At 62.4% G+C, this 18,463-nt stretch carries 23 protein-coding genes; 7 read left to right on the top strand and 16 right to left on the bottom strand.

Going from position 1 to position 18,463, the window contains the following annotated elements:
- Positions 1 to 15: 15 nt before the first annotated feature.
- The 3 genes from KBB96_RS19320 to KBB96_RS19310 all read left to right on the top strand — a co-directional run bounded on the left by KBB96_RS19320 (position 16) and on the right by KBB96_RS19310 (position 2,483).
- Entirely contained in the window at positions 16 to 774 is a 759-nt protein-coding gene (locus KBB96_RS19320) for a hypothetical protein (RefSeq protein WP_211631132.1), read from the top strand.
- 95 nt (positions 775 to 869) lie between these two features.
- On the top strand, positions 870 to 2,105 hold the full coding sequence (locus KBB96_RS19315; RefSeq protein WP_211631131.1) for a hypothetical protein: 1,236 nt from the start codon (positions 870 to 872) through the stop codon (positions 2,103 to 2,105).
- Between the two features lie 39 nt (positions 2,106 to 2,144).
- Complete coding sequence (locus tag KBB96_RS19310) at positions 2,145 to 2,483, top strand: DMT family protein (RefSeq protein ID WP_211631130.1); 339 nt, start codon at positions 2,145 to 2,147, stop codon at positions 2,481 to 2,483.
- 100 nt (positions 2,484 to 2,583) lie between these two features.
- Here KBB96_RS19310 and KBB96_RS19305 read toward each other — a convergent pair whose 3' ends face one another.
- Positions 2,584 to 3,783 carry a metallophosphoesterase family protein gene (locus tag KBB96_RS19305; RefSeq protein WP_211631129.1) on the bottom strand — a complete coding sequence of 400 codons (1,200 nt, stop codon included), beginning with the start codon at positions 3,781 to 3,783 and terminating at the stop codon, positions 2,584 to 2,586.
- Between the two features lie 143 nt (positions 3,784 to 3,926).
- Here KBB96_RS19305 and KBB96_RS19300 point away from each other — a divergent pair, with 143 nt between their 5' ends.
- On the top strand, positions 3,927 to 4,964 hold the full coding sequence (locus KBB96_RS19300) for an agmatine deiminase family protein (RefSeq protein ID WP_226373590.1): 1,038 nt from the start codon (positions 3,927 to 3,929) through the stop codon (positions 4,962 to 4,964).
- Between the two features lie 504 nt (positions 4,965 to 5,468).
- Positions 5,469 to 6,422 (top strand): tRNA lysidine(34) synthetase TilS, encoded by a 954-nt coding sequence (tilS, locus tag KBB96_RS19295; protein WP_211631128.1) that lies wholly within the window; start codon positions 5,469 to 5,471, stop codon positions 6,420 to 6,422.
- Between the two features lie 9 nt (positions 6,423 to 6,431).
- Here tilS and KBB96_RS19290 read toward each other — a convergent pair whose 3' ends face one another.
- Both KBB96_RS19290 and ruvB read right to left on the bottom strand, forming a co-directional pair.
- Positions 6,432 to 6,890, bottom strand: coding sequence for a Fur family transcriptional regulator (locus tag KBB96_RS19290; protein WP_211631127.1), 459 nt, complete (start codon positions 6,888 to 6,890; stop codon positions 6,432 to 6,434).
- An 11-nt stretch (positions 6,891 to 6,901) separates the two neighbouring features.
- A complete protein-coding gene (ruvB, locus tag KBB96_RS19285; protein WP_211631126.1) occupies positions 6,902 to 7,939 on the bottom strand; it encodes a Holliday junction branch migration DNA helicase RuvB in 1,038 nt (345 codons plus the stop codon).
- A 216-nt stretch (positions 7,940 to 8,155) separates the two neighbouring features.
- On the opposite strand from ruvB, the gene ykgO reads away from it, so the two are divergent.
- Complete coding sequence (gene ykgO / locus KBB96_RS19280) at positions 8,156 to 8,320, top strand: type B 50S ribosomal protein L36 (protein ID WP_211631125.1); 165 nt, start codon at positions 8,156 to 8,158, stop codon at positions 8,318 to 8,320.
- A gap of 178 nt (positions 8,321 to 8,498) precedes the next feature.
- Here ykgO and KBB96_RS19275 read toward each other — a convergent pair whose 3' ends face one another.
- The 3 genes from KBB96_RS19275 to KBB96_RS19265 are packed head-to-tail and all read right to left on the bottom strand — an operon-like array spanning position 8,499 to position 10,758.
- Positions 8,499 to 9,287, bottom strand: coding sequence for a tRNA threonylcarbamoyladenosine dehydratase (locus KBB96_RS19275; RefSeq protein WP_226373589.1), 789 nt, complete (start codon positions 9,285 to 9,287; stop codon positions 8,499 to 8,501).
- 19 nt (positions 9,288 to 9,306) lie between these two features.
- The gene (locus tag KBB96_RS19270) at positions 9,307 to 10,191 is read right to left on the bottom strand and encodes a sugar phosphate isomerase/epimerase family protein (protein ID WP_211631123.1); all 885 of its coding nucleotides are present in this window, start codon (positions 10,189 to 10,191) and stop codon (positions 9,307 to 9,309) included.
- A 48-nt stretch (positions 10,192 to 10,239) separates the two neighbouring features.
- Complete coding sequence (locus KBB96_RS19265; RefSeq protein WP_211631122.1) at positions 10,240 to 10,758, bottom strand: NUDIX hydrolase; 519 nt, start codon at positions 10,756 to 10,758, stop codon at positions 10,240 to 10,242.
- Between the two features lie 52 nt (positions 10,759 to 10,810).
- On the opposite strand from KBB96_RS19265, the gene KBB96_RS19260 reads away from it, so the two are divergent.
- On the top strand, positions 10,811 to 11,962 hold the full coding sequence (locus tag KBB96_RS19260; RefSeq protein WP_211631121.1) for a 3-dehydroquinate synthase: 1,152 nt from the start codon (positions 10,811 to 10,813) through the stop codon (positions 11,960 to 11,962).
- Positions 11,963 to 11,999: 37 nt separating this feature from the next.
- Here the strand turns inward: KBB96_RS19260 and KBB96_RS19255 are convergent, their stop codons facing one another.
- The 10 genes from KBB96_RS19255 to KBB96_RS19210 form a co-directional block, all read right to left on the bottom strand.
- A complete protein-coding gene (locus KBB96_RS19255) occupies positions 12,000 to 12,749 on the bottom strand; it encodes a DUF2459 domain-containing protein (RefSeq protein ID WP_211631120.1) in 750 nt (249 codons plus the stop codon).
- Positions 12,750 to 12,846: 97 nt separating this feature from the next.
- On the bottom strand, positions 12,847 to 13,173 hold the full coding sequence (gene ppnP / locus KBB96_RS19250; protein WP_211631119.1) for a pyrimidine/purine nucleoside phosphorylase: 327 nt from the start codon (positions 13,171 to 13,173) through the stop codon (positions 12,847 to 12,849).
- 38 nt (positions 13,174 to 13,211) lie between these two features.
- A complete protein-coding gene (locus tag KBB96_RS19245) occupies positions 13,212 to 13,685 on the bottom strand; it encodes a rhodanese-like domain-containing protein (RefSeq protein ID WP_211631118.1) in 474 nt (157 codons plus the stop codon).
- Between the two features lie 7 nt (positions 13,686 to 13,692).
- Positions 13,693 to 14,904 (bottom strand): FKBP-type peptidyl-prolyl cis-trans isomerase, encoded by a 1,212-nt coding sequence (locus KBB96_RS19240; protein WP_211631117.1) that lies wholly within the window; start codon positions 14,902 to 14,904, stop codon positions 13,693 to 13,695.
- Entirely contained in the window at positions 14,904 to 15,293 is a 390-nt protein-coding gene (locus KBB96_RS19235) for a hypothetical protein (RefSeq protein WP_211631116.1), read from the bottom strand. Before KBB96_RS19235 ends, KBB96_RS19240 begins: the two co-directional genes overlap by 1 nt.
- A 279-nt stretch (positions 15,294 to 15,572) precedes the next feature.
- Entirely contained in the window at positions 15,573 to 15,890 is a 318-nt protein-coding gene (locus KBB96_RS19230) for a hypothetical protein (protein WP_211631115.1), read from the bottom strand.
- Positions 15,887 to 16,351: a 2-C-methyl-D-erythritol 2,4-cyclodiphosphate synthase gene (gene ispF, locus KBB96_RS19225; protein WP_211631114.1), complete on the bottom strand. Its 465-nt coding sequence runs from the start codon at positions 16,349 to 16,351 to the stop codon at positions 15,887 to 15,889. The genes KBB96_RS19230 and ispF overlap by 4 nt, the downstream gene beginning before the upstream one ends.
- 17 nt (positions 16,352 to 16,368) lie before the next feature.
- Complete coding sequence (locus tag KBB96_RS19220) at positions 16,369 to 17,118, bottom strand: inositol monophosphatase family protein (protein ID WP_211631113.1); 750 nt, start codon at positions 17,116 to 17,118, stop codon at positions 16,369 to 16,371.
- Positions 17,119 to 17,136: 18 nt separating this feature from the next.
- The gene (coaBC, locus tag KBB96_RS19215; protein ID WP_211631112.1) at positions 17,137 to 17,823 is read right to left on the bottom strand and encodes a bifunctional phosphopantothenoylcysteine decarboxylase/phosphopantothenate--cysteine ligase CoaBC; all 687 of its coding nucleotides are present in this window, start codon (positions 17,821 to 17,823) and stop codon (positions 17,137 to 17,139) included.
- Complete coding sequence (locus tag KBB96_RS19210) at positions 17,820 to 18,293, bottom strand: hypothetical protein (protein WP_211631111.1); 474 nt, start codon at positions 18,291 to 18,293, stop codon at positions 17,820 to 17,822. Before KBB96_RS19210 ends, coaBC begins: the two co-directional genes overlap by 4 nt.
- Positions 18,294 to 18,463: the final 170 nt, after the last annotated feature.

The following is an 18,463-nucleotide window of genomic DNA, read 5'->3' as shown; positions in this document are numbered from 1 at the left end:
CCGCACCGCTTTCCCGTGTCGTCCTCCGTCAATATCGTCTGCATGAAATGGGGCACCCGTTATCCGGCCCCCTACGTGAACATCCTGTTCCGCTCGCTGCAGCGGCACCTGAAGCGGCCCTTCCGCTTCCTCTGCATCACGGACGATACCACCGACCTGCTGCCGGAGGTGGAGACCGTTCCCTTCCCGGAAAACCCGGGCATCAAGCAGGCGAAGTGGCCGAATGTTTTCATGAAGCTGGTGCTCACCAAGGACGGCTTCGCCAACCTGGAAGGCCCGACGATGTTCCTCGATCTCGACCTGGTGATACTCGAGGACATCGACTGCTTCTTCGACTACCAGCCGGGGAAGAACTGCATCATCCACAACTGGATCGAGGCCCGGAAGCAGATCACCCGCGGCCGCCCGGACATCGGGAACTCCTCCATCTTCCGCTTCGACGCGGGCAAGTCCGACTACATCTACCAGACCTTCATCCGCGAGATCGAGGATGCCGACGACCGCTCGAAATTCCAGACCGAGCAGGCCTTCCTCACCTATGCGATGAAGGAGAAATACTGGTGGCCGGAGGAATGGGTGGCCTCGTTCAAGCGCCATTGCCGCCCGACTTTCCCGTTGAATCTCTTCATCGCGCCGCGCAAGCCAAAGGGCGCGAAATTCCTCGTCTTCCATGGCCACCCCGATCCGGTGGACGCGCCGAAGGGCCACAAGGGCAAGCGCATCCATCACCGCGTGCTGCCCGCACCGTGGGTGGCGGAGCACTGGAAGATGTAAAATCGGCCACTCTTCCCACACGTCTTCGCGCGTGTGACGGCAATCCCACCGTTTGCGTCTCGACCGAGGCACGCTTTCGTGGTGCTTGATGGTCCGTGCACCCTTACAAACCTGCTGTCCCTGGTATCCTCGCCGTTCTCCTCGGAGCGGCCCTCCCGAGCCACGCTCTGGAGATCAAACTCGACTACACCTACGACACCAACGGCTTCTTCAACCAACCGGGGGCGAAAGCCGCGCTGCGAGCCGCCGCGGACTTTTACCAAACGGTTCTTCACGACAACCTGTCACGCATCGACAAAAGCGAATGGCCGGCGGGCAACTCATGGACGGCGGTGATCGTCCACCCGGGCACCGGGGTCCAGACCAACATTCCGAATCTGGTCGTTCCCGCGGACACCATCATCGTCTATGCGGGCGGACGCCCTCTGGGTGGGGCCGCCGGTTACGGTGGTCCTGGCGGTTACAGTCTCAGCGGTAGTTCCGGCTGGGCGAATCTGGTCAACTCACGGGGGCAGGCCGGAGCCTTGGCCAGCCCGAAGACCGACTTCGGTCCGTGGGGAGGCATGATCACCTTCGACAATACCTTGGATTGGAATTTCTCCACCACGACCAATGACGAGGATCTGTCGCCGTTCATCTCCATCGCACTTCATGAACTGGGCCATCTGCTCGGCATCGGTACCGCGCCATCCTGGCAAGCCAAGGTTTCCGGAGGTGTTTTCACGGGAACCAACTCGACCGCCACCTACGGCAGCAATGTTCCTTTGGAATCCGGTGGCTACCACTGGCGGGACGATGCCACCTGCGAGTATCCGGATGGATATGATCCCACGAATCCGGACAACATCCTGAGCAAAGCCTACGGCAGCTTCGGAGCACCCCATGGGTTCGCCCAGATCGCATTGATGGACCCCGGCCTTTGCTCCGTGGGGCAGTATCACAAGGCCATGACGGATCTGGACCTGGCAGCCCTGAAGGACATCGGTTGGCAGATGGCTCCGCCGCTGAAATGGATCGCCGCGAACGTGAAACCGAAAACAGGCCCGGTGAATTTCACCTGGGCCACCACCTCCACCTTCACCTACCGCCTCGAGCGCAGCACCACCTTGGCGGCAGGAGGCTGGACAACACTGGTCACCCGCACCGGCAACGGCACGATCCAGAACTACACGGATGCGACCCCGCCAACCGGAAAGGCCTTCTATCGGCTCAATACCAATCCCGCGGTTCCTCCGGCGATGCTGACACCCGTAGCGGCCGGCCCCGCTCCAACAGAAGTCGCTCCGCAGGAGGTGGATAGCTGCACACGCACGATCCACTGCTGCCAGTGACGGCTTGCGAACCCGGACATGCCGCCGTATCGCTGCGGCATGCCCGGCCTGCGAACGATCCTGCTGCTTTGCGTCTCGAACGTGTTTATGACCTTCGCGTGGTACGGCCACCTGAAGGAGCTGAAGAGCAAGCCGTGGTGGATCGCCGCGTTCATTTCATGGGGTGTGGCGCTCTTCGAATATCTCTTCCAAGTGCCCGCCAACCGCATCGGCTCCGAGGTCTTCACCACCGCACAGCTCAAGATCATCCAGGAAGTGATCACGCTGTCGCTGTTCGTGCCCTTCGCGGTCTTCTTCATGAAGGAGAAGCTGACATGGAACTACGCCTACGCCGGGCTGTGCCTGGCTGGCGCGGTGTTCTTCATGTTCCGGAAGTGAATGCAACCGGGCGAGCGGCCTGAGCTTGTTCCAAGCGTAGGCCATGCCCGCCGCCTGTCCCCTTGGCTATGTGCCGGAGACATGCGGGGATTTCAATGGTTCACGCGAGAGCTTTGAAGGCCGCCTCCTGGAGTACCTTGCCATCCAAATCCTTCATCACGAACTTCAGTCCGGCTTTGTCAGCGGAGCCTTCGATGAATGTCGCCGCCTGGGGCTTCGGGCCACCGCCGACCAGCTGCGCGTAGGGGAACTCCTTTGTGCCCGGAATCCACGCCGTACGGTGGGTGTGGCCGGAGATCACGATCTGCGTCTTCCATTTCACCAGCACGTCGTGCCAGGCGTCGCGGCTGAATCCGCTGTAGTCATCGTATCCACCGCCCGCGTAGTCCTTCGGTTTCTCCTGCGTCCAGCGCAGCGGGATGTGGCAGAACACCACGCGGTACGGAGCGTTCTTGAACTCGGGTTGCTCGATCACCTTCTTCATCCACTCCGCCTGTTGTGCGCGCAGCGGCTCGAAGGCCACGCGCCCGCCGAAGCTGGGATGATCATCGGGCTTGTCCTCACCCGTATGCAGGCAGATGCAGGCCACCGGACCACTACGGAAGGCGTAGAACGGACGGTCACTGGGCGTAGCGATGAGTTCCGGCATCTTGAAAGCCCACTTGCCCCGAACGTCATGGTTGCCCCACACGACGAACATCGGGCGGCCTGCGCTCACGTCCTGGCCCGCCGGCTTGAGCAGGGTCGGCACCAGAAGATCCTCCGTGATCCAGTTGTTGCAGGTATCGCCATTCCACAGCAGGAAATCCGCGGCCGGAGTGGCCTCATGCAGGCGCTTGATGGTTTCATCATTCTGGTGGGTGTCATTCCACACCACGAATTTGGTGGAGTCCGCCTTGCCATCGAGCGATCGGAATTCCTTCCACGGGCTTTCCTCACGGACCGGCGTGGCATCACCGGATTCGGTCACCGCACGCAGTTGATACTTCGCGCCGGGCTTCAATCCGGACACGCGGACACGCACGATGCGGTCGCCCTGCGGCACGAATCCGAATGCGTCCTCATGAGCCTTGCCGGTTGCGCCATCGGCCCCCTTCCACTCCACCCAACCACGCGAAAGACGGCTGACGGCCCACACCACTTCCAGACCATCGGCACGTGGGGCCATGTGCACAGCAGGTGTCGTGACCAGCGTCCCGGCTGCCGCCTTGGGGGAATCCGTCTCCGCCGCGCGTGTCAAACCTGCCGCGCCGGCCACCACTCCACCCGTCACACTTCCAAGGAATCCACGTCGTTTCATGATCGCAAAAAATTACGTGGCTGGAACGTCACAGTCCCCAACATTCTTGCGGGTTTGCGAGATTGGCAGAAAGCGTGGGCGTTCTGCCAATCCGGGAGCCGTTGGAACTTGGCAACGACAGCTCCCGGCCGGAATCTCCCGGCGTGACCGCCGCCGACCTTGGATTCTCGATGCCCGCCGAATGGACCCGCCAGCAAGCCGTGTGGCTTTCCTGGCCCGTCGATGACCCGCGCCACTGGGGTGGCAGCAAGCGCGATCTGATCTGGGCGAAATTCGCGGAGATCGCCGCCGCCATTTCCCGCCATGAGCCGTGCCGGATCAATGCGCCCGCCGCCGATCACAACGCCATCCGGGCCGCCTGCAACCGCGCCAAGGCGGTGCCGGAACACATTGAACTCTTCGACCACATCCACAACGACGTGTGGTGCCGCGACCATGGCCCGATCTTCGTGAAGCACCGTGACACCGGCGAACTGGCCATCACCGATTGGGGTTTCAATGCGTGGGGCGGCAAGTTTCCGCCCTACGATCTGGACGATGCCATCCCGCGCCGGATCGCGGACACGCTCGGCCTGCGGCGCTTCGAAGGCGGAATGATCCTGGAGGGAGGTGCCATCGAAATCAACGGGCGCGGACAGCTCCTCACCACCGAGGCAGTCTTGCTCAACCCGAACCGCAACCCGCATCTGTCCCGCGAGCAGATGGAGCAGAAGCTCCGCGATACCCTCGGCGTGTCCGACATCCTCTGGCTGAAACAGGGTATCGAAGGCGATGATACCGACGGCCACATCGACGACCTCGCGCGCTTCGTGAACGAAAAGACCATCGTCGCCTGCCGCGAGAAGGACCGTACCTCGCCGAATCATCCGGTGCTGGAGGACAACTGGGAGCGGCTGAAGTCCTTCGGCTTCGACGTGGTGGAAATCGCCCTGCCGGAAGCCTGCGAAGTCCCCGGCTGGCGTCTGCCGGTGCTGCCGGCATCCTATGTGAATTTCCTGATCGTGAACAACGGCGTATTGGTCCCGACCTTCCGCCAGGCCCGTAACGATGACCGCGCGCTGGGACTGATCCGCGAGCTTTTCCCGGACCGGGAGGTGACAGGGATTGATTGCCTTGATCTGGTCGAGGAGGGAGGGACGCTGCACTGCATCTCGCAGCAGCAGCCCGCGGCAGGCCTCTAAAATCCGAGAGCGTGTACCGAAATGGGGAGGCGGCTCCAGAGCGTGAGCCCATTCTCCGGAAAGTCGGGGCTGACCTTCCTCGTCCCAACGGGACGAAGAACCTTTAACCGGGGTTTCGGTCCACCCTCTGAGATTTGAAATTTCAAATTTGAAATCCGCTTACGCGATCACGTGGGTGCACAACGGCCGGAAAGGAGTTAGCGTGCTTCTGTCGTCCGGCTGATCCCCGTTCGGCAACTCCCCCCCACCCCAGATCGATCCACCGCTCTTCGCAGCGGCCCGGCCCGGCATGGCAACCGGGGGAGAGACAGTTTTTCGACCCGCGTGGCTTCCGTCCCAAAGCAGAAAACACGCTGGTTCTCCCCCCGAAGAGATCGTGCCGCTCCGGATTTTTGATGGACAGCCTTTGCACACCGGAGCGGCTCTTCGGCCCCTTTTCCCTCACCCGTTCCGGGCCGTTCGTTTCCCTGTTCCTCCCGGACGGCGCGTGCTAGGAACCGCCTTGTGCCCTACGTGCCGGAGATTCCATGGCTGAAAGAAACGCCGCACGCCCAGAAATTTCTGGTCGGCGTGTCCGGCGGCGCGGATTCCGTGGCACTGCTGCACCTGCTTCTCAACGCGGGCTTACGGAAGTTGGTCGTCTGCCATCTGAACCACGGCCTACGCGGCCAGACCGCGAGTCTCGATGCCGGATTTGTGGCCGAACTCTGTGCCGCCCATGGTCTCGCCTGTGAGATCGATACCGAGGATGTCGCCGCATTGGCGGAGTCCTCTGGCAAATCCTTCGAGACCGCCGGCCGCGAGGCGCGCCACCGCTTCTTCGCCGCCTGTGCGAAACGCCATCGCTGTCCGCGCGTGCTGCTCGCCCACCACGCCGACGATCGGGCCGAAACCGTGCTCTGGAATCTACTACGCGGATCGTACGGAGCGAAGGGCATGCGCGAGCACCAGACGATCACGGTGGAAGGCCGCGAGCTGGAGCTGATCCGACCGCTGCTCGGCGTCCGCCGCTGGGAACTCCGCCGCTATCTCCACGAACTCGATCTGCCGTGGCGCGAGGATGCCTCCAATGCCGAGCCGATCACCGCCCGCAACCGTCTGCGCCACGAGGCAATCCCCCAGCTTTCCCTCATCAGCGGCCGCGACGTGGTGCCCTCGCTCTGGCGCGCCGCGGATGCCGGCGAGGACCAGGATGAAATCCTCGGCTGGGCTCTGGACAAGGCCAAGGTCCTCGACCCCCAGGGCCGCCTGCATGTCCCTGCGATGCGCGAACTCCCGCCCGCCCTGCAACGCGCGGCCATCTTCCGTTTCCTCCATTCCAACGGCATCGGCGATCTCGACCGCGAGCTGCTCAAACAAGCCGCCGCCTTGCTCGAACCGGAAAACAAATCCACCTGCGTCAATCTCCCCGGCGGACGTCATCTGCGACGCCGCGGCGGCCGGATGGTGGTGGAATGATGTTCGTTGTTACGCGCACTTCGGACACACGCCGAAGAACTCCAGCTCGTGATAGAGGTTCTTGTAGCCCGTCTTCACGCGGATCTCTTCTTCGAGCTCATGCACCGGACAAGGAGCCTTCACCGGCTCGATGGTGCCACACTCCGTACAGATGAGGTAATCCTGATGCCTCCCCGGCACGAGCAGCGTGAAATACGCCGCACGCTCATGCAGGCCCAGCCGCCGCACGAATCCCTTTTCCGTAAGCCGCTGGAGCAACCGGAAAACGGTGGCCTTGTCGCACTGGCTGGCGAGGCGTTCGGATGCCGCCAACTCCGCCAGGGTCATCGGGCGACCGCTTTCCAACAGCGTGGCGATCAACTCCTCCAGCGCCTTCGTCCGGCGCAGTCCGGCTTCCCGGCAGCGGTCGATGAAATCCTGGACCGTGACGGTGGCGGGTTTGGAGTGGTGATGGTGGTGATGGGCCATGGGCGGAAAATTCAGAACAAGGAACCCTGTGGGTCTTCGGGGCGCGCCGGCGGAGGCGGCATCGGAGCGCCGATCTTGCCATAAGCCGCAGGCAAGGCCAAGCGGCCTCGCGGGGTGCGTTGGATGAAGCCCTGCATGATGAGGAATGGTTCGTGCACTTCCTCCAGTGTTGCCGCGTCCTCGCCAACGGCCACCGCCAGCGAATTCAGGCCGACCGGATTGCCGCCGAACTTGTAGATCATCGCCTCAAGGATGCGTTTGTCCATTTCATCGAGGCCGTCCGAGTCGATCTCAATCATGGCCAGCGCGGCATCCGCGATCGGGCCGGTGATGACGCCGTCGCCCTTCACTTGGGCGTAGTCGCGCACCCAGCGCAGCAGCGCATTCGCCACACGCGGTGTGCCACGGGCGCGGCTGCCGATCTCCCGGGCCCCGGCGGGCTCGATGGCGATGTCCAACAGTCCGGCGGAACGCTCGATGATCTTCGCCAGATCCTCCAGCGAGTAGTAGTCGAGCCGGTTCACCAGGCCGAAGCGGGAGCGCAGCGGCGCGGTGAGCATGCCGGAGCGGGTGGTGGCGCCAACGAGGGTGAACTTCGGCAAATTGAGCTGGATCGAACGCGCGGACGGGCCGGAGTCGATGATGATGTCCAGCCGGTAGTCCTCCATCGCCGGGTAGAGGTATTCCTCGATGGCCGGGTGGAGGCGGTGGATTTCGTCAATGAACAGGACGTCCCCCTTCTGGAGATTCGTCAGCACCCCGGCGAGATCCCCCGCCTTCTCGATTTGGGGGCCGGAGGTGGTATGGAGCTGGGAGCCTGCGGCCCGGGCGATCAGGTTCGCGAGAGTGGTTTTGCCGAGGCCGGGCGGGCCGGAGAGCAGGACGTGGTCGAGCACATCACCGCGCTGCTTCGCCGCCTCGATCATGAGCAGCAGGCGCTCCTTCACCTTCTCCTGGCCGATGAACTCGGAAAACGCCGGTGGCCGCAGCGAGACATCGAAGGACGAGGCCGGAGCGGTGGTGGTTTTCTGGTAAAAGGTCTCGGCCATCGGTGCGCCCGGATTTGGCATGATCCGGGGGACCGGAGCACGCCAAAACTATCACTCCGGACGTGACCGCCCTGCGGGTTTTTGAGATCCAATCCCCGCCCCTGCGGGAAATCCGCCACTCCCGGGCCGGATTTTTTGAAAAGAAACGGCTTTACAAGGGTTTGCCGCCGGGTAGTCTCCGCGCCCCGGCCCGATCCGGACCAACCTTTTCCCGTCATGAAAGTCCTCTCCTCGCTCGCCTCGATGAAGCGCCGCCACGCCGACTGCCAAGTCGTCCGCCGCAAGGGCACGCTCTACGTCATCTGCAAGACGAACCCGAAGTTCAAGGCCCGCCAGGGTGCGACCAAGGGCACCCGCCTTTCCAAGAAGGGCGTGAAGTAAGACTTCCGGGCCTCAAGGCCTGATCCAGTTTTTCAAGAAGACGACCTGCGGGTCGTCTTTTTGCGTTGGTGGAGAATCAAAAATTTCAGCCGCAAAAAGGCGCAGAAGTCGCAAAAGCAAAGACCTATGCCTCTTCCTTTTGCGTCTCTTGCGCTTCTTTGCGGCTAAATCCAAATTCTCACTTTGCCAATCCCTCCAGCACGCGGCTGGCGGCGATGAGGCCGAAGGTCGCGGTCACCGGCGCGGCGGTGCCGTAGCCGCTCTCGCAGCTCAGGCGCAGGTTCGTTCCGTCCGGTTTGTCCGTGGACACACTGCCATCGCACTGCGGAAACACGGCTGCCTCCTCGGTGAATACCGCCTCGATGCCGAACCTCTTCGCCTTCTTGCCGGTGGAGGCCTTGGGGAAACCATGCTTCGAGCGGAGCTGCTTCCGCACCTGCATCAGTAGGGCATCATGAATGGTATGGGCCACGTCCGCCACCCGGATGCGCGAGGGATCGCGCCGGCCACCCGCCGCACCACAGGTCACCACCGGAATGCCACGCTGTTTGCACTCGGCAAGCAGCAGCGATTTCTGCCGCACGGTGTCGATCGCATCGACGACGTAGTCGAAGCCTTGGGAAAGGATCTCCGCCGCGTTCTTCTCGCCGAAAAAGGTCGGCAGCACCTGCACATCACAGGTGGGCGAAATCGCCCGCACGCGCTCAGCCATGGCCTCGGTCTTCTGCCGACCCACCTGCCCATCCATCGCATGGAGCTGGCGATTCACGTTGGTCACGCAGATCTCATCGAGATCCACCAGCGTGAGATGGCCGATGCCGGAGCGCGCCAAGGCCTCCACAGTCCATGACCCCACTCCACCGATCCCGATCACCGCCACACGGGCGGCGCGGAAACGGTCCAGCGCGGCCATACCATAGAGGCGACCAATCCCGCCGAAGCGGAGTGGATAATCGTCATCGGACACGCGGCTACCTAGCCCGCGATCACGCGCCGAGCAAGCAACGCCGCATGCCATCCAGCACCTTCGCGCAACGGTCCCGGTCGCCGCCTTTCACCTCGGCGGTCGCCCAGCCGGTGTAGCCGATGCTTGCGAGCGAAGCCCTCACGGCCGGCCAATCGACATCGCCTTCTCCAAGATCCACCCAGCCCTTCTCGCGGCTCCAATCCTTGCCATCGAGCTTCACGATCCGCTTGCCCAGCGTGCGAATCCATTCCTCCGGCTTGCCGAACTTCCGGTGGTTGCCGATGTCGAAATACGAGCCCACCCATGGCGAGTCGAACCGGTCGATATAGGCAGCAAGCCGCTCCGCCCCCTGTGCATCCCCGCCCTTTTCATCGTAGAACATCTTGTTCCAGACGTTCTCGATCAGCACGCGGATACCCAGTTCGGCGGCCAGCGGCAGGGCACGCTTGATCACCGGAATGCTGCGCTCCACCGCTTCATCATGGGTCGCCTTGTCATCCATCACACCGGGTACCAGCAATACGGCGGAACCTCCGACGGCATGGGATTCACGGATCGCGGTGAGCAGGCCTTCCAACGCCTTTTCCCGGACGTCCTCGGAAGGATCGGAGCAACGGACGGTCCAGTGGATCGAATCCACCACGCCGTGGATGGGCAGCCCGGTGGCCTTCGATGCGACGAGCGCCTCGGCTTTGTCCTGACCGCCGGGCGAATCCAGCTCCACGCCATCGTAGCCGATCTCCTTCAGTATCCGGAATTTCTCCTCCAGGTTCTTTCCGAAGGAGGCCATGCCACACTTCAGGGCGATGCGAATGCGCGGAGCAGCGGGCTCGGCAGCCCGCAACGAATGGGCCATGGCGGCGGTGGCCAGGCAGGTGGTCTGGATAAAGCGGCGGCGGAACATAAGGAACGCCCCACCTACGCGTCCCTGCCTACGGGTTCTTACGAACCATTACAAACCGGCCAGCCAAAGCGCGGCGTGGATCTTGAAATCCAGCACGAAACCCTCCGCCTCCTTCGCCTTCAGCCAGGTGCGGATCTCCGCACGCGGCACCAGATGCACCTTGATGTCCTCTCCCGCCACTCCCCCGCCATCGTGACGCCTCACGAGGCCGGTGGCGTGATACAAGTGCGTGAATTCCGAAGTCATTCCCGCGGATGTCGGCGTGCGGACGAGCAACTTCACGGACGCGGCGTCGTATCCGGTCTCTTCCAGCAGCTCGCGGCGAGCTGTCTCGGCAAGGTCTTCTCCGGCGAATTCTTCCTCATCCCCAACGAGTCCCGCCGGAATCTCGATCACCGTGGCCTGCACCGGAATACGGAATTGCTCGATCAAAACGATCTCCCCCTCCGCGGTTTCCGCCAGGATGCCGACGCACGAATCCGTCTGCGGACGGCGCACGAAATCCCACTTTCCGATGCGGTAGACGCCCAGCCAGCGGGTGGTGAAAAGAGTCTCGGGAGTGCTCATGGGGCAAGAAACAGTAGCGTCACATCGTAACGGCGCTAACATTCCGCAGGCGATGTCCCGTCACGATTTCCAAATCCCTCTCGTTTTCAAGCACCGCATCGTTTTCACACGTGATGCGTTTTCGCCTGGCAATCCGGCGCTCGAGGAGGTGTTGCGGGAAGGCGGCGGCCGCCGCGTGCTGGCAGTAATCGAAGCCAATGTCGCAAAAGCGTGGCCGTCCCTTGCAGCGGACATGCAGAGCTATCTGGATGCCACCGGGCTCGATGTTCGTGGTGTGGATGTGCTGCCCGGCGGTGAGACGGTCAAAAAGGATGATGCGCTGGTACGCCGCGTATGGGAACTCATCGACTCCGGCCACATCGACCGGCACTCGTATCTTATCGTCGTCGGAGGTGGAGCTTTCCTCGATGCGGTCGGCTACGCCGCCGCCACCGCTCATCGTGGCGTGAGACTCGTGCGCTTCCCCACCACCACGCTTTCGCAGGATGACAGCGGCGTGGGCGTGAAATGCGCCATCAATCATTTCGGGAAGAAGAACTGGGTGGGGGCATTTGCCGTGCCCTTCGCGGTGGTGAACGACTTCGCCTTCCTGCACTCGCAGGATGAGGAGACCCGCCGCGCCGGTTTGATCGAGGCGGTGAAGGTTTCATTGGTGAAAGATGCCGCGTTCTTCGATTGGATCGAGGAACACGCCGAAGCCTTGGCGGCTTTGGAACCTTCCGTGCTGGAGACCTGTGTCGAGCGCTCCGCCCTGCTCCACGCACGCCACATCGCGGAGGGCGGAGATCCATTTGAATGCGGTAGCAGCCGTCCGTTGGATTTCGGCCACTGGGCCGCGCACAAACTGGAGGCCCTCAGCGGCTATCAACTCGACCACGCGCGCGCGGTGTCGATCGGCATGTCATTGGACACGCTCTACTCGGCGAAGAAAGGATTGCTCGCGTCCGAAGCGGCGGAACGCGTGCTGCGCGTGGTGGAACTACTACGCCTGCCGTTGTATCACACGGCGATGGACCTCCGCGGCCCGGGTGGAAAGCGCCGCGTCTTCGACGGACTGGAGGAATTCCGCGAGCACCTCGGCGGGCGCCTCACCGTCCTCCTGCTCACCGCTCCCGGCAAGGGCACGGATGCCCATGAGATGGACGAAACCGTGCTGGAAGCCTGCATGGTGGAGCTTGAGGAGCGCTGCGCCGCACGGCATTGAAGCGTGGCGCGGTTTCCAACCGCCACGGCTCCAATCCTCACTCCTTCGCGTCCTGCTTGTCGTAGGCATCCCAGATCTTCTGGAAGCCATTGCGCGGCTTTTCCGCCTGCTTCACGACGCCGTTCTCGGTCATCGCGCCCCACGGATGTACCTCGCAGCCGCACGCTTCCATCACCTGAACCGTCCAGATGTTGCACACGCGCGGAATGTTGTACTTCCACGGAGACTCGACGACCACACCCTTGCCCCAACTGGAGGTGCCGAGCACGATCGGCGTGCCATCCGGATGATGGCTCACGCAGCCATTCAGGAAGGAGGCAACGGCCGGGCCACGATCCCGCGGCACCAGTTTCCTCCAGACGTGCTGGTAGTGGCAGACATCGACCACATTGTAGTCGAAGGGAATGATCTCCATCACCGAGGGCGAGGGCCAACACAGCGCGCGGACGGCCTGCCATGGAGTCAGCCAGGCTTTCTTGAGATAGGCCTCGCGATTGCCCCAGCTCATGGTCACATACTTGGCCTTGGGGAAATCCGCGGGCGGACGGAAGCCGCTCTCAAGCAGCCAGTCATACGGAAAGACCATGCCCGTATGAAGATTGTCCGCGATCATCCAGACCATCACATCCGGATCTTTCGAAGTCGCAGCTCCCTTCGCTTCCACCTTGGAAGCGGCCGGAATCACCGCCGCCACCCGCACTTTTTTCAGATCCGTGGAGACGGGAATACGGATGCAGGAACTGAGAGCGGCGGCCACACAGAGCGGCAGCGCCCAAGCGGCGGTCATGGATCGGAATCGCGACATCGGACGGCGCGGATCATCCGGAAAACCCGGGTCCGCGCCAGCGAAATTGCCGCCGGATGGCGAGCGGCGGCGGGATTTGTCACGCCTCCAGGAACGAACACACGTATTCGCAAATGCCTTCTGCAACGTGGATCGTGAAACCACTGTTGCCGGCGACATCGAAGTGGGAACCCGCGGCCACTTTCAGCGTCTCGGAAGCGCCATCCAACACCACCGAGCACTCACCCGCGATGATCTCCATACGCTCCGGAGCGCCGGTGCCGAAGTGGTATTCACCCGCGTAGATCAGACCGACAGTCTTCTTGGTGCCGTCATCGAAGCGGACGGTGTGCGAAACCACCTTGCCGTCGAAATAGACGTTGGCCTTGGCATCGACGGTGACGTTGGAGAAGGAGGGAGTGGACATGGACAATGGAGTAGGAGGTTGAAGATGAAAGAAGCCGGTCACTCGACCGGCATGCCGGCGTCCTTCCAGGCGTTATATCCACCTTCGAGCACCGAGACGGAGAATCCCTTCTCGGCAAGCCGGGCCGCCACCGCCCGGGAATCCGGACAGGCGGCATCGGTGCAATACAGCACCACATTTTTGTCCGCAGCCAATGCGGCGCGGATCTCCGGCTCATGACGGGCATAGTCCTGGTCGAACGAGCCGCGCGGCCAACTGACGGCTCCCGCCAGATGACCGAAGCCATGGACGAACGACGGCCGGACATCGTAGAGCAGCACCTTCCCGCTCTGCTGGAGCGAGAACAACGCGCTCATGTCGATGACCGAGACGCGCCCTTGGGCGGGTGCCGCAGGTTTGGCAGTGACAGCCGGCTTGGTCACCGGCTGCGGTGCCGGGCGGCTCTTGTGGCCGCACGACACCGAAAACACCGCCGCAGCGAGTGCCAGGATACGGAGAGACGATCCGGTCACGGCGCGATCACTTGCCGATCTTGATCAGCTCGATGTCGAACACGAGCAGACCGCCCGGACGACCGGCACCCGGGCTCTCACCGTAGGCGAGATCGGCCGGGATCCAGAAGCGGCGCTTTTCACCGGGAACCATGAGCTGCACTCCCTCGGTCCAGCCCTTGATCACGCCGGTGAGCGGGAAGCTGGTGGGAGTGCCGCGCTTCACGGAACTATCGAAAAGTTTGCCATCGGTAGTCCAGCCGGAGTAGTGGACGGTCACGGTGTCCGAAGCCTTCGGGTGGTCGGTGCCGGTGCCTTTGGTCAGAACCTTGGAAGCGAGGCCGGAAGCGGTCTTTTCGGCATCGGCAGGCGCGGCGGCGACATCGGCTGGAGCAGGTGGCGGTTCAACGCCCTGGGTGATGCCGATAAGCTCGGCTTCCACCACAAGGCCACCGGCCGGAGCGCCCGGAGGCGGCGTTTCACCGAAGGCGACTTTGGAGGGGATCCAGATGGTGCGCTTCTCACCGGTCACCATCAGTTTGAGGCCCTCGGCGAGACCGCCGATGCGGAGTGCGTCGAGCGGGATTTCCGCCGGTTCGCCCTGCTCCGCGGTGCTGTTGATGAGCGTACCGTCCGAGCTCCAGAGATTGAGGTGCGCTTTGACGGTATCGATGTCCTTCGGGTGATCCTTGCCGGTGCCTTTGGTGGTCACCTTGGTGGCGAGGCCGGAAGCGGTCTTCTCGGCATCGGCAGGCGCGGCGGCCACGTCCTTCGGAGCCTTGGGAGCCTGCTTGATGGAAATCAATTCGACATCGAACACAAGCAGGCCACCCGGACGACCTCCACCCGGATTCTCACCGTAGGCGAGATTCGCCGGGATCCAGAAGCGGCGCTTTTCGCCGGGGACCATGAGCTGCACACCTTCGGTCCAACCCTTGATCACGCCATTGAGCGGGAAACTGGTCGGTTCGCCGCGCTGCACGGAGCTGTCGAACAGCTTGCCGTCCGTGGTCCAGCCGGAATAGTGAACGGTCACGGTATCCGCGGCGGAAGGATGCTCGGTGCCGGTGCCCTTCGTCAGGACTTTCGAAACAAGACCGGAGGCGGTCTTTTCAGCATCAGCGGGAGCGGCGGCTACGTCTTTGGGAGTCTCAGGCATGGTCGGTTCCGCGAGGGAAAGGGAAGAGGCGGCAAGGAGCAAGCCTGCCGCGCCGATTGCGAGCTTTCGGGCGTTTTTCATCAGCGAAGGCCTGAACCTTCGGTGCCGCCCAACTGGCTGTCAATCCCGCCCAACGGCTTCTCGCGCACCATCAGCTTCGTCGGCTCTCCACAATAGGGGCACTGGAAGGCCCCGCGGAACAGAATGCCACCTGCCACACGCAGCCGGTAACTGCCGAAGAAACGCTTGGCCTTCCGGCTTTTCTGGCAGCCTTTCTTCAGCAAGGGCGGGATCGTACACAGCGGGCAACGTGCGCGGCTGGCGACCACCACATGAATCAGGAATGTCACAAACGCTCCGCCCAGCAGGCACAAACCAGTCAAAACCTCGCTGCGCGTGTCGTGGAACAATCCCGCGCCGATCTCGCCAAGCGCAGCCAAAAACAAACCCGCAGCGATGAAGACCAGCAAGGAGGCCAGACGGAATCTGAACACGCTGGAACGAGACGGAAGACGATGCATCGGAAAAATTGGGGCGGGTTTTCCCGTCGGGCCGGACGGTCGGCTAGAAGCAACAGCAGGCCAGCGTTCCGTCAATCTACGAATTCAAAAAAGATAAGATATACGCTTGCATCTTGCAAACGGAGTTATCACGCGACCAGCATCCGCCGTGCCATGTGCAATGCCAGACCTTTTGGCCAATAGGAGTATAGCCGTTTAGGCCTGCAAAGCCTGTCCCAAAGGGCAGTTTTAGAACAAGGCCACTTGGCCCTGCACCACCGCAACCTTGGCTTTCACAGGAGCCAACAAGGCATCGATCCGGGTGAGCAATTCCAGAGAAGGAGTCTCCGCTCCATCCAGAAATTGCCTGAGGCGCAGCCGCCATGAGTCATGGGAACCACCCTCCTCGCGGGCCAGGATCAGGGCCGCCTCGGACAGGCGTCCGCTGGGGGCAAGCTGCCGCCGCGTACGTTTGAGCCAAGCGTCCAAGTACGGGCGCTTCTGGGGCTTCGGGGCTTTCGCCGTGAACACGTGGGTGAGAATAGCGTCCGTGGAACAATCGGTCAAGCCACCTGGGCGACGGCCATCGCGGCAATGCCTTCCCGGCGGCCGACGAAGCCCATCGTTTCGTTCGTCGTGGCCTTGATGCCGACCCGCTGGGGCGCGATCCCCAAGGCTGCCCCGATATTCTGTCGCATGGCCTCACGATGAGGCAGCACTTTCGGAACTTCCGCCACGAGGGTGGCGTCCACATTGACGATGGACACTCCTGCCTCGGCGGCGAGATCCCGGCATTTCTCCAGAATTTTCAGCGACGAGATTCCAGCGCAGGTCGGATCGCCGGGTGGGAAAAAGAACCCGATGTCCGGCTGGCCCAGAGCGCCGAGCACTGCATCCGCCAATGCGTGACAGAGCACGTCCGCATCGGAATGACCATCGAGACCATGGGTATGTGGAATGGTCACGCCACCCAGCACGAGCGGGCGGCCTTCCTTGAAACGGTGAACGTCGTAGCCAATGCCAACCATGGGAGTAGAGAGGTAGGTTAGAGAATTTCGGCGATCGGGATCCTGCCGTTGGTGGCGACGATCGACCACACGTCCGGCTTGCCGGGCACGGGGTGCAGGTCCACCGCTCCACCGGCCCCTTCGACGATCAACTTGCCTGCCGCAATGTCCCACAGGGAAATGCGGGACTCGATGTAGCCATCGAGGCGGCCGCAGGCGATGTAAGCCATGCCAAGCGCGGCGGAACCCATCATGCGCATCTTGCGGGCGCGCAGGGAGGCTTTCTTGAAGCGCTCCAGTCCGATGCTCAGGGCGTCGCCATCCTTGCCGCAGCCGACGAAGAGGATGGACTCCTCCAGCTCCGTGCGCGGGCTGGCCGAGATCGCCCTGCCATTGAGCTGGGGCGGCACACCTTTCACCGCAGTCCAGGTTTCACCGACCATGGGATCATGGATGACGCCGACGGTGATCTCACCCTCCACCCGCAGGGCGATGGAGACGCAGAAATGGGGGATGCCGTAGTAGAAGTTCACGGTGCCATCGATGGGATCGACAATCCACTGGCGGGCTGCATCCTGATTCCCCGCCAAGCCCTCCTCGCCATAGAGCGCGTCATCCGGACGCGCACCGAGCAGGATGCCGGTGATGAGATCCTGGGACTGCTTGTCGAGAGCGAGCTTGATATCGTGATGGGTGGCCTCATCCACCGCGGCATCCTGGCCGAAGTGGGAGTGAAGCAGCTTGCCCGCTTCCAGAGCGGCGTGGACGGCGAGTTCGAGATCGGTCATGAGGGCAGGAGGAAGAAATCAGCGATCCGCCTTGCCGGCGGCGAGTTCGAGGATGGCTTCGGCGAGGTGATTGGCAAGGTGGACTTTGTCGTCCGCAGGCAATGCCACGCTGCGATCGGGATACACGAGAATGACTTCGTTCCGGTCCGAATCGAAGCCGGTACCGGGCTGGGAAACATCGTTGGCAACGATCAGGTCGCAATTTTTCGAGCTCAGCTTGTGGCGGGCGTTTTGTTCGAGGTTTTCCGTCTCCGCAGCGAACCCGACCAGCGTTCCGGTAAATCCAAAGGGCTCCCGCGCCGAGCCGAGGATGTCCCGAGTCCGAACCAGCTCCAAGGTAAGACGGGCACCTGTTTTCTTGATCTTTTGCGGTTCCACATGAGCGGGTGTGTAGTCGGCCACGGCCGCCGCAAAGATCGCGATGTCCATTCGTGCGATGTGACGCGAAACCGCCTGATGCATTTCCTCTGCGGTCGTCACCGGCAGATAGTCCACATGATCGGGGATGGGCTGGGAAGTTGGACCTGAAATCAGAAGCACCCGGTGTCCCTCATGCGCGAACGCGTGTGCGATGGCATAGCCCATCTTGCCCGAAGAACGGTTGCTCAGGTAGCGGACCGGATCAATCGGCTCGCGGGTCGGGCCGGCGGTGACGAGAACATTCACGCCGGGAGTTTGGTCCTCCCTGTCCCGCGTGCAAGTCACGCTTGTGTGGAAGGCAGCTTCAAGCGGGCCAGCAACCGGCCATTCACCGCGAGAGCCATGGGAATATAAACCTCCACACGATCCAGAAAAGGACCGTATCCTTCTGCAAACTCCCGGATCACAATGCCCTCCGTGCCGCCGGCGGCTGCTCTCCAATCCATCAAATTGGTGGAGATTTCGACTGACGGATCGAGTTCGTTGGCACGATCCGCGCGCCGCCAGGTGACTTTCAGATAATCTCCCGGAGGTACGACGCCGGGCGTAGTAATCCGAACCAGCGCCATCTCCGGCAGAACCGTCCGAGCATCCGGGCTGTCGGGACGAGTGCCGAGGACGAACTCGATCCCATTCGGAATGCCATCATCATCCGCATCCCCGCGTGGAGAAGGATCCACAATGCCAGGATAACCAGCAATCCAATCATCATAGGCGCTGGCGCGAGCCTCCTTGGCCGAAAACACCATCACCAACGTCAAAAGCAACAGGGGGAGCGAACGCACGCAGCACCTACTAACGTATTCAGAACCAGTCCGCAGCAAAAATGCAGATGTTGTTTCTTGTCCTCCGCTTGCCCGACCGGCTCTTTGTTGCCGGTTTTGTCACGAGGGTGCGCTTGCGTCATTGGATTGCCTCATCAAGC

The organism is Luteolibacter ambystomatis (assembly GCF_018137965.1).
Classification (GTDB): Bacteria; Verrucomicrobiota; Verrucomicrobiia; order Verrucomicrobiales; family Akkermansiaceae; genus Luteolibacter; species Luteolibacter ambystomatis.
The sequence above is the reverse complement of the archived record's forward strand: the minus strand, read 5'-3'. Positions and strand labels throughout refer to the sequence as shown.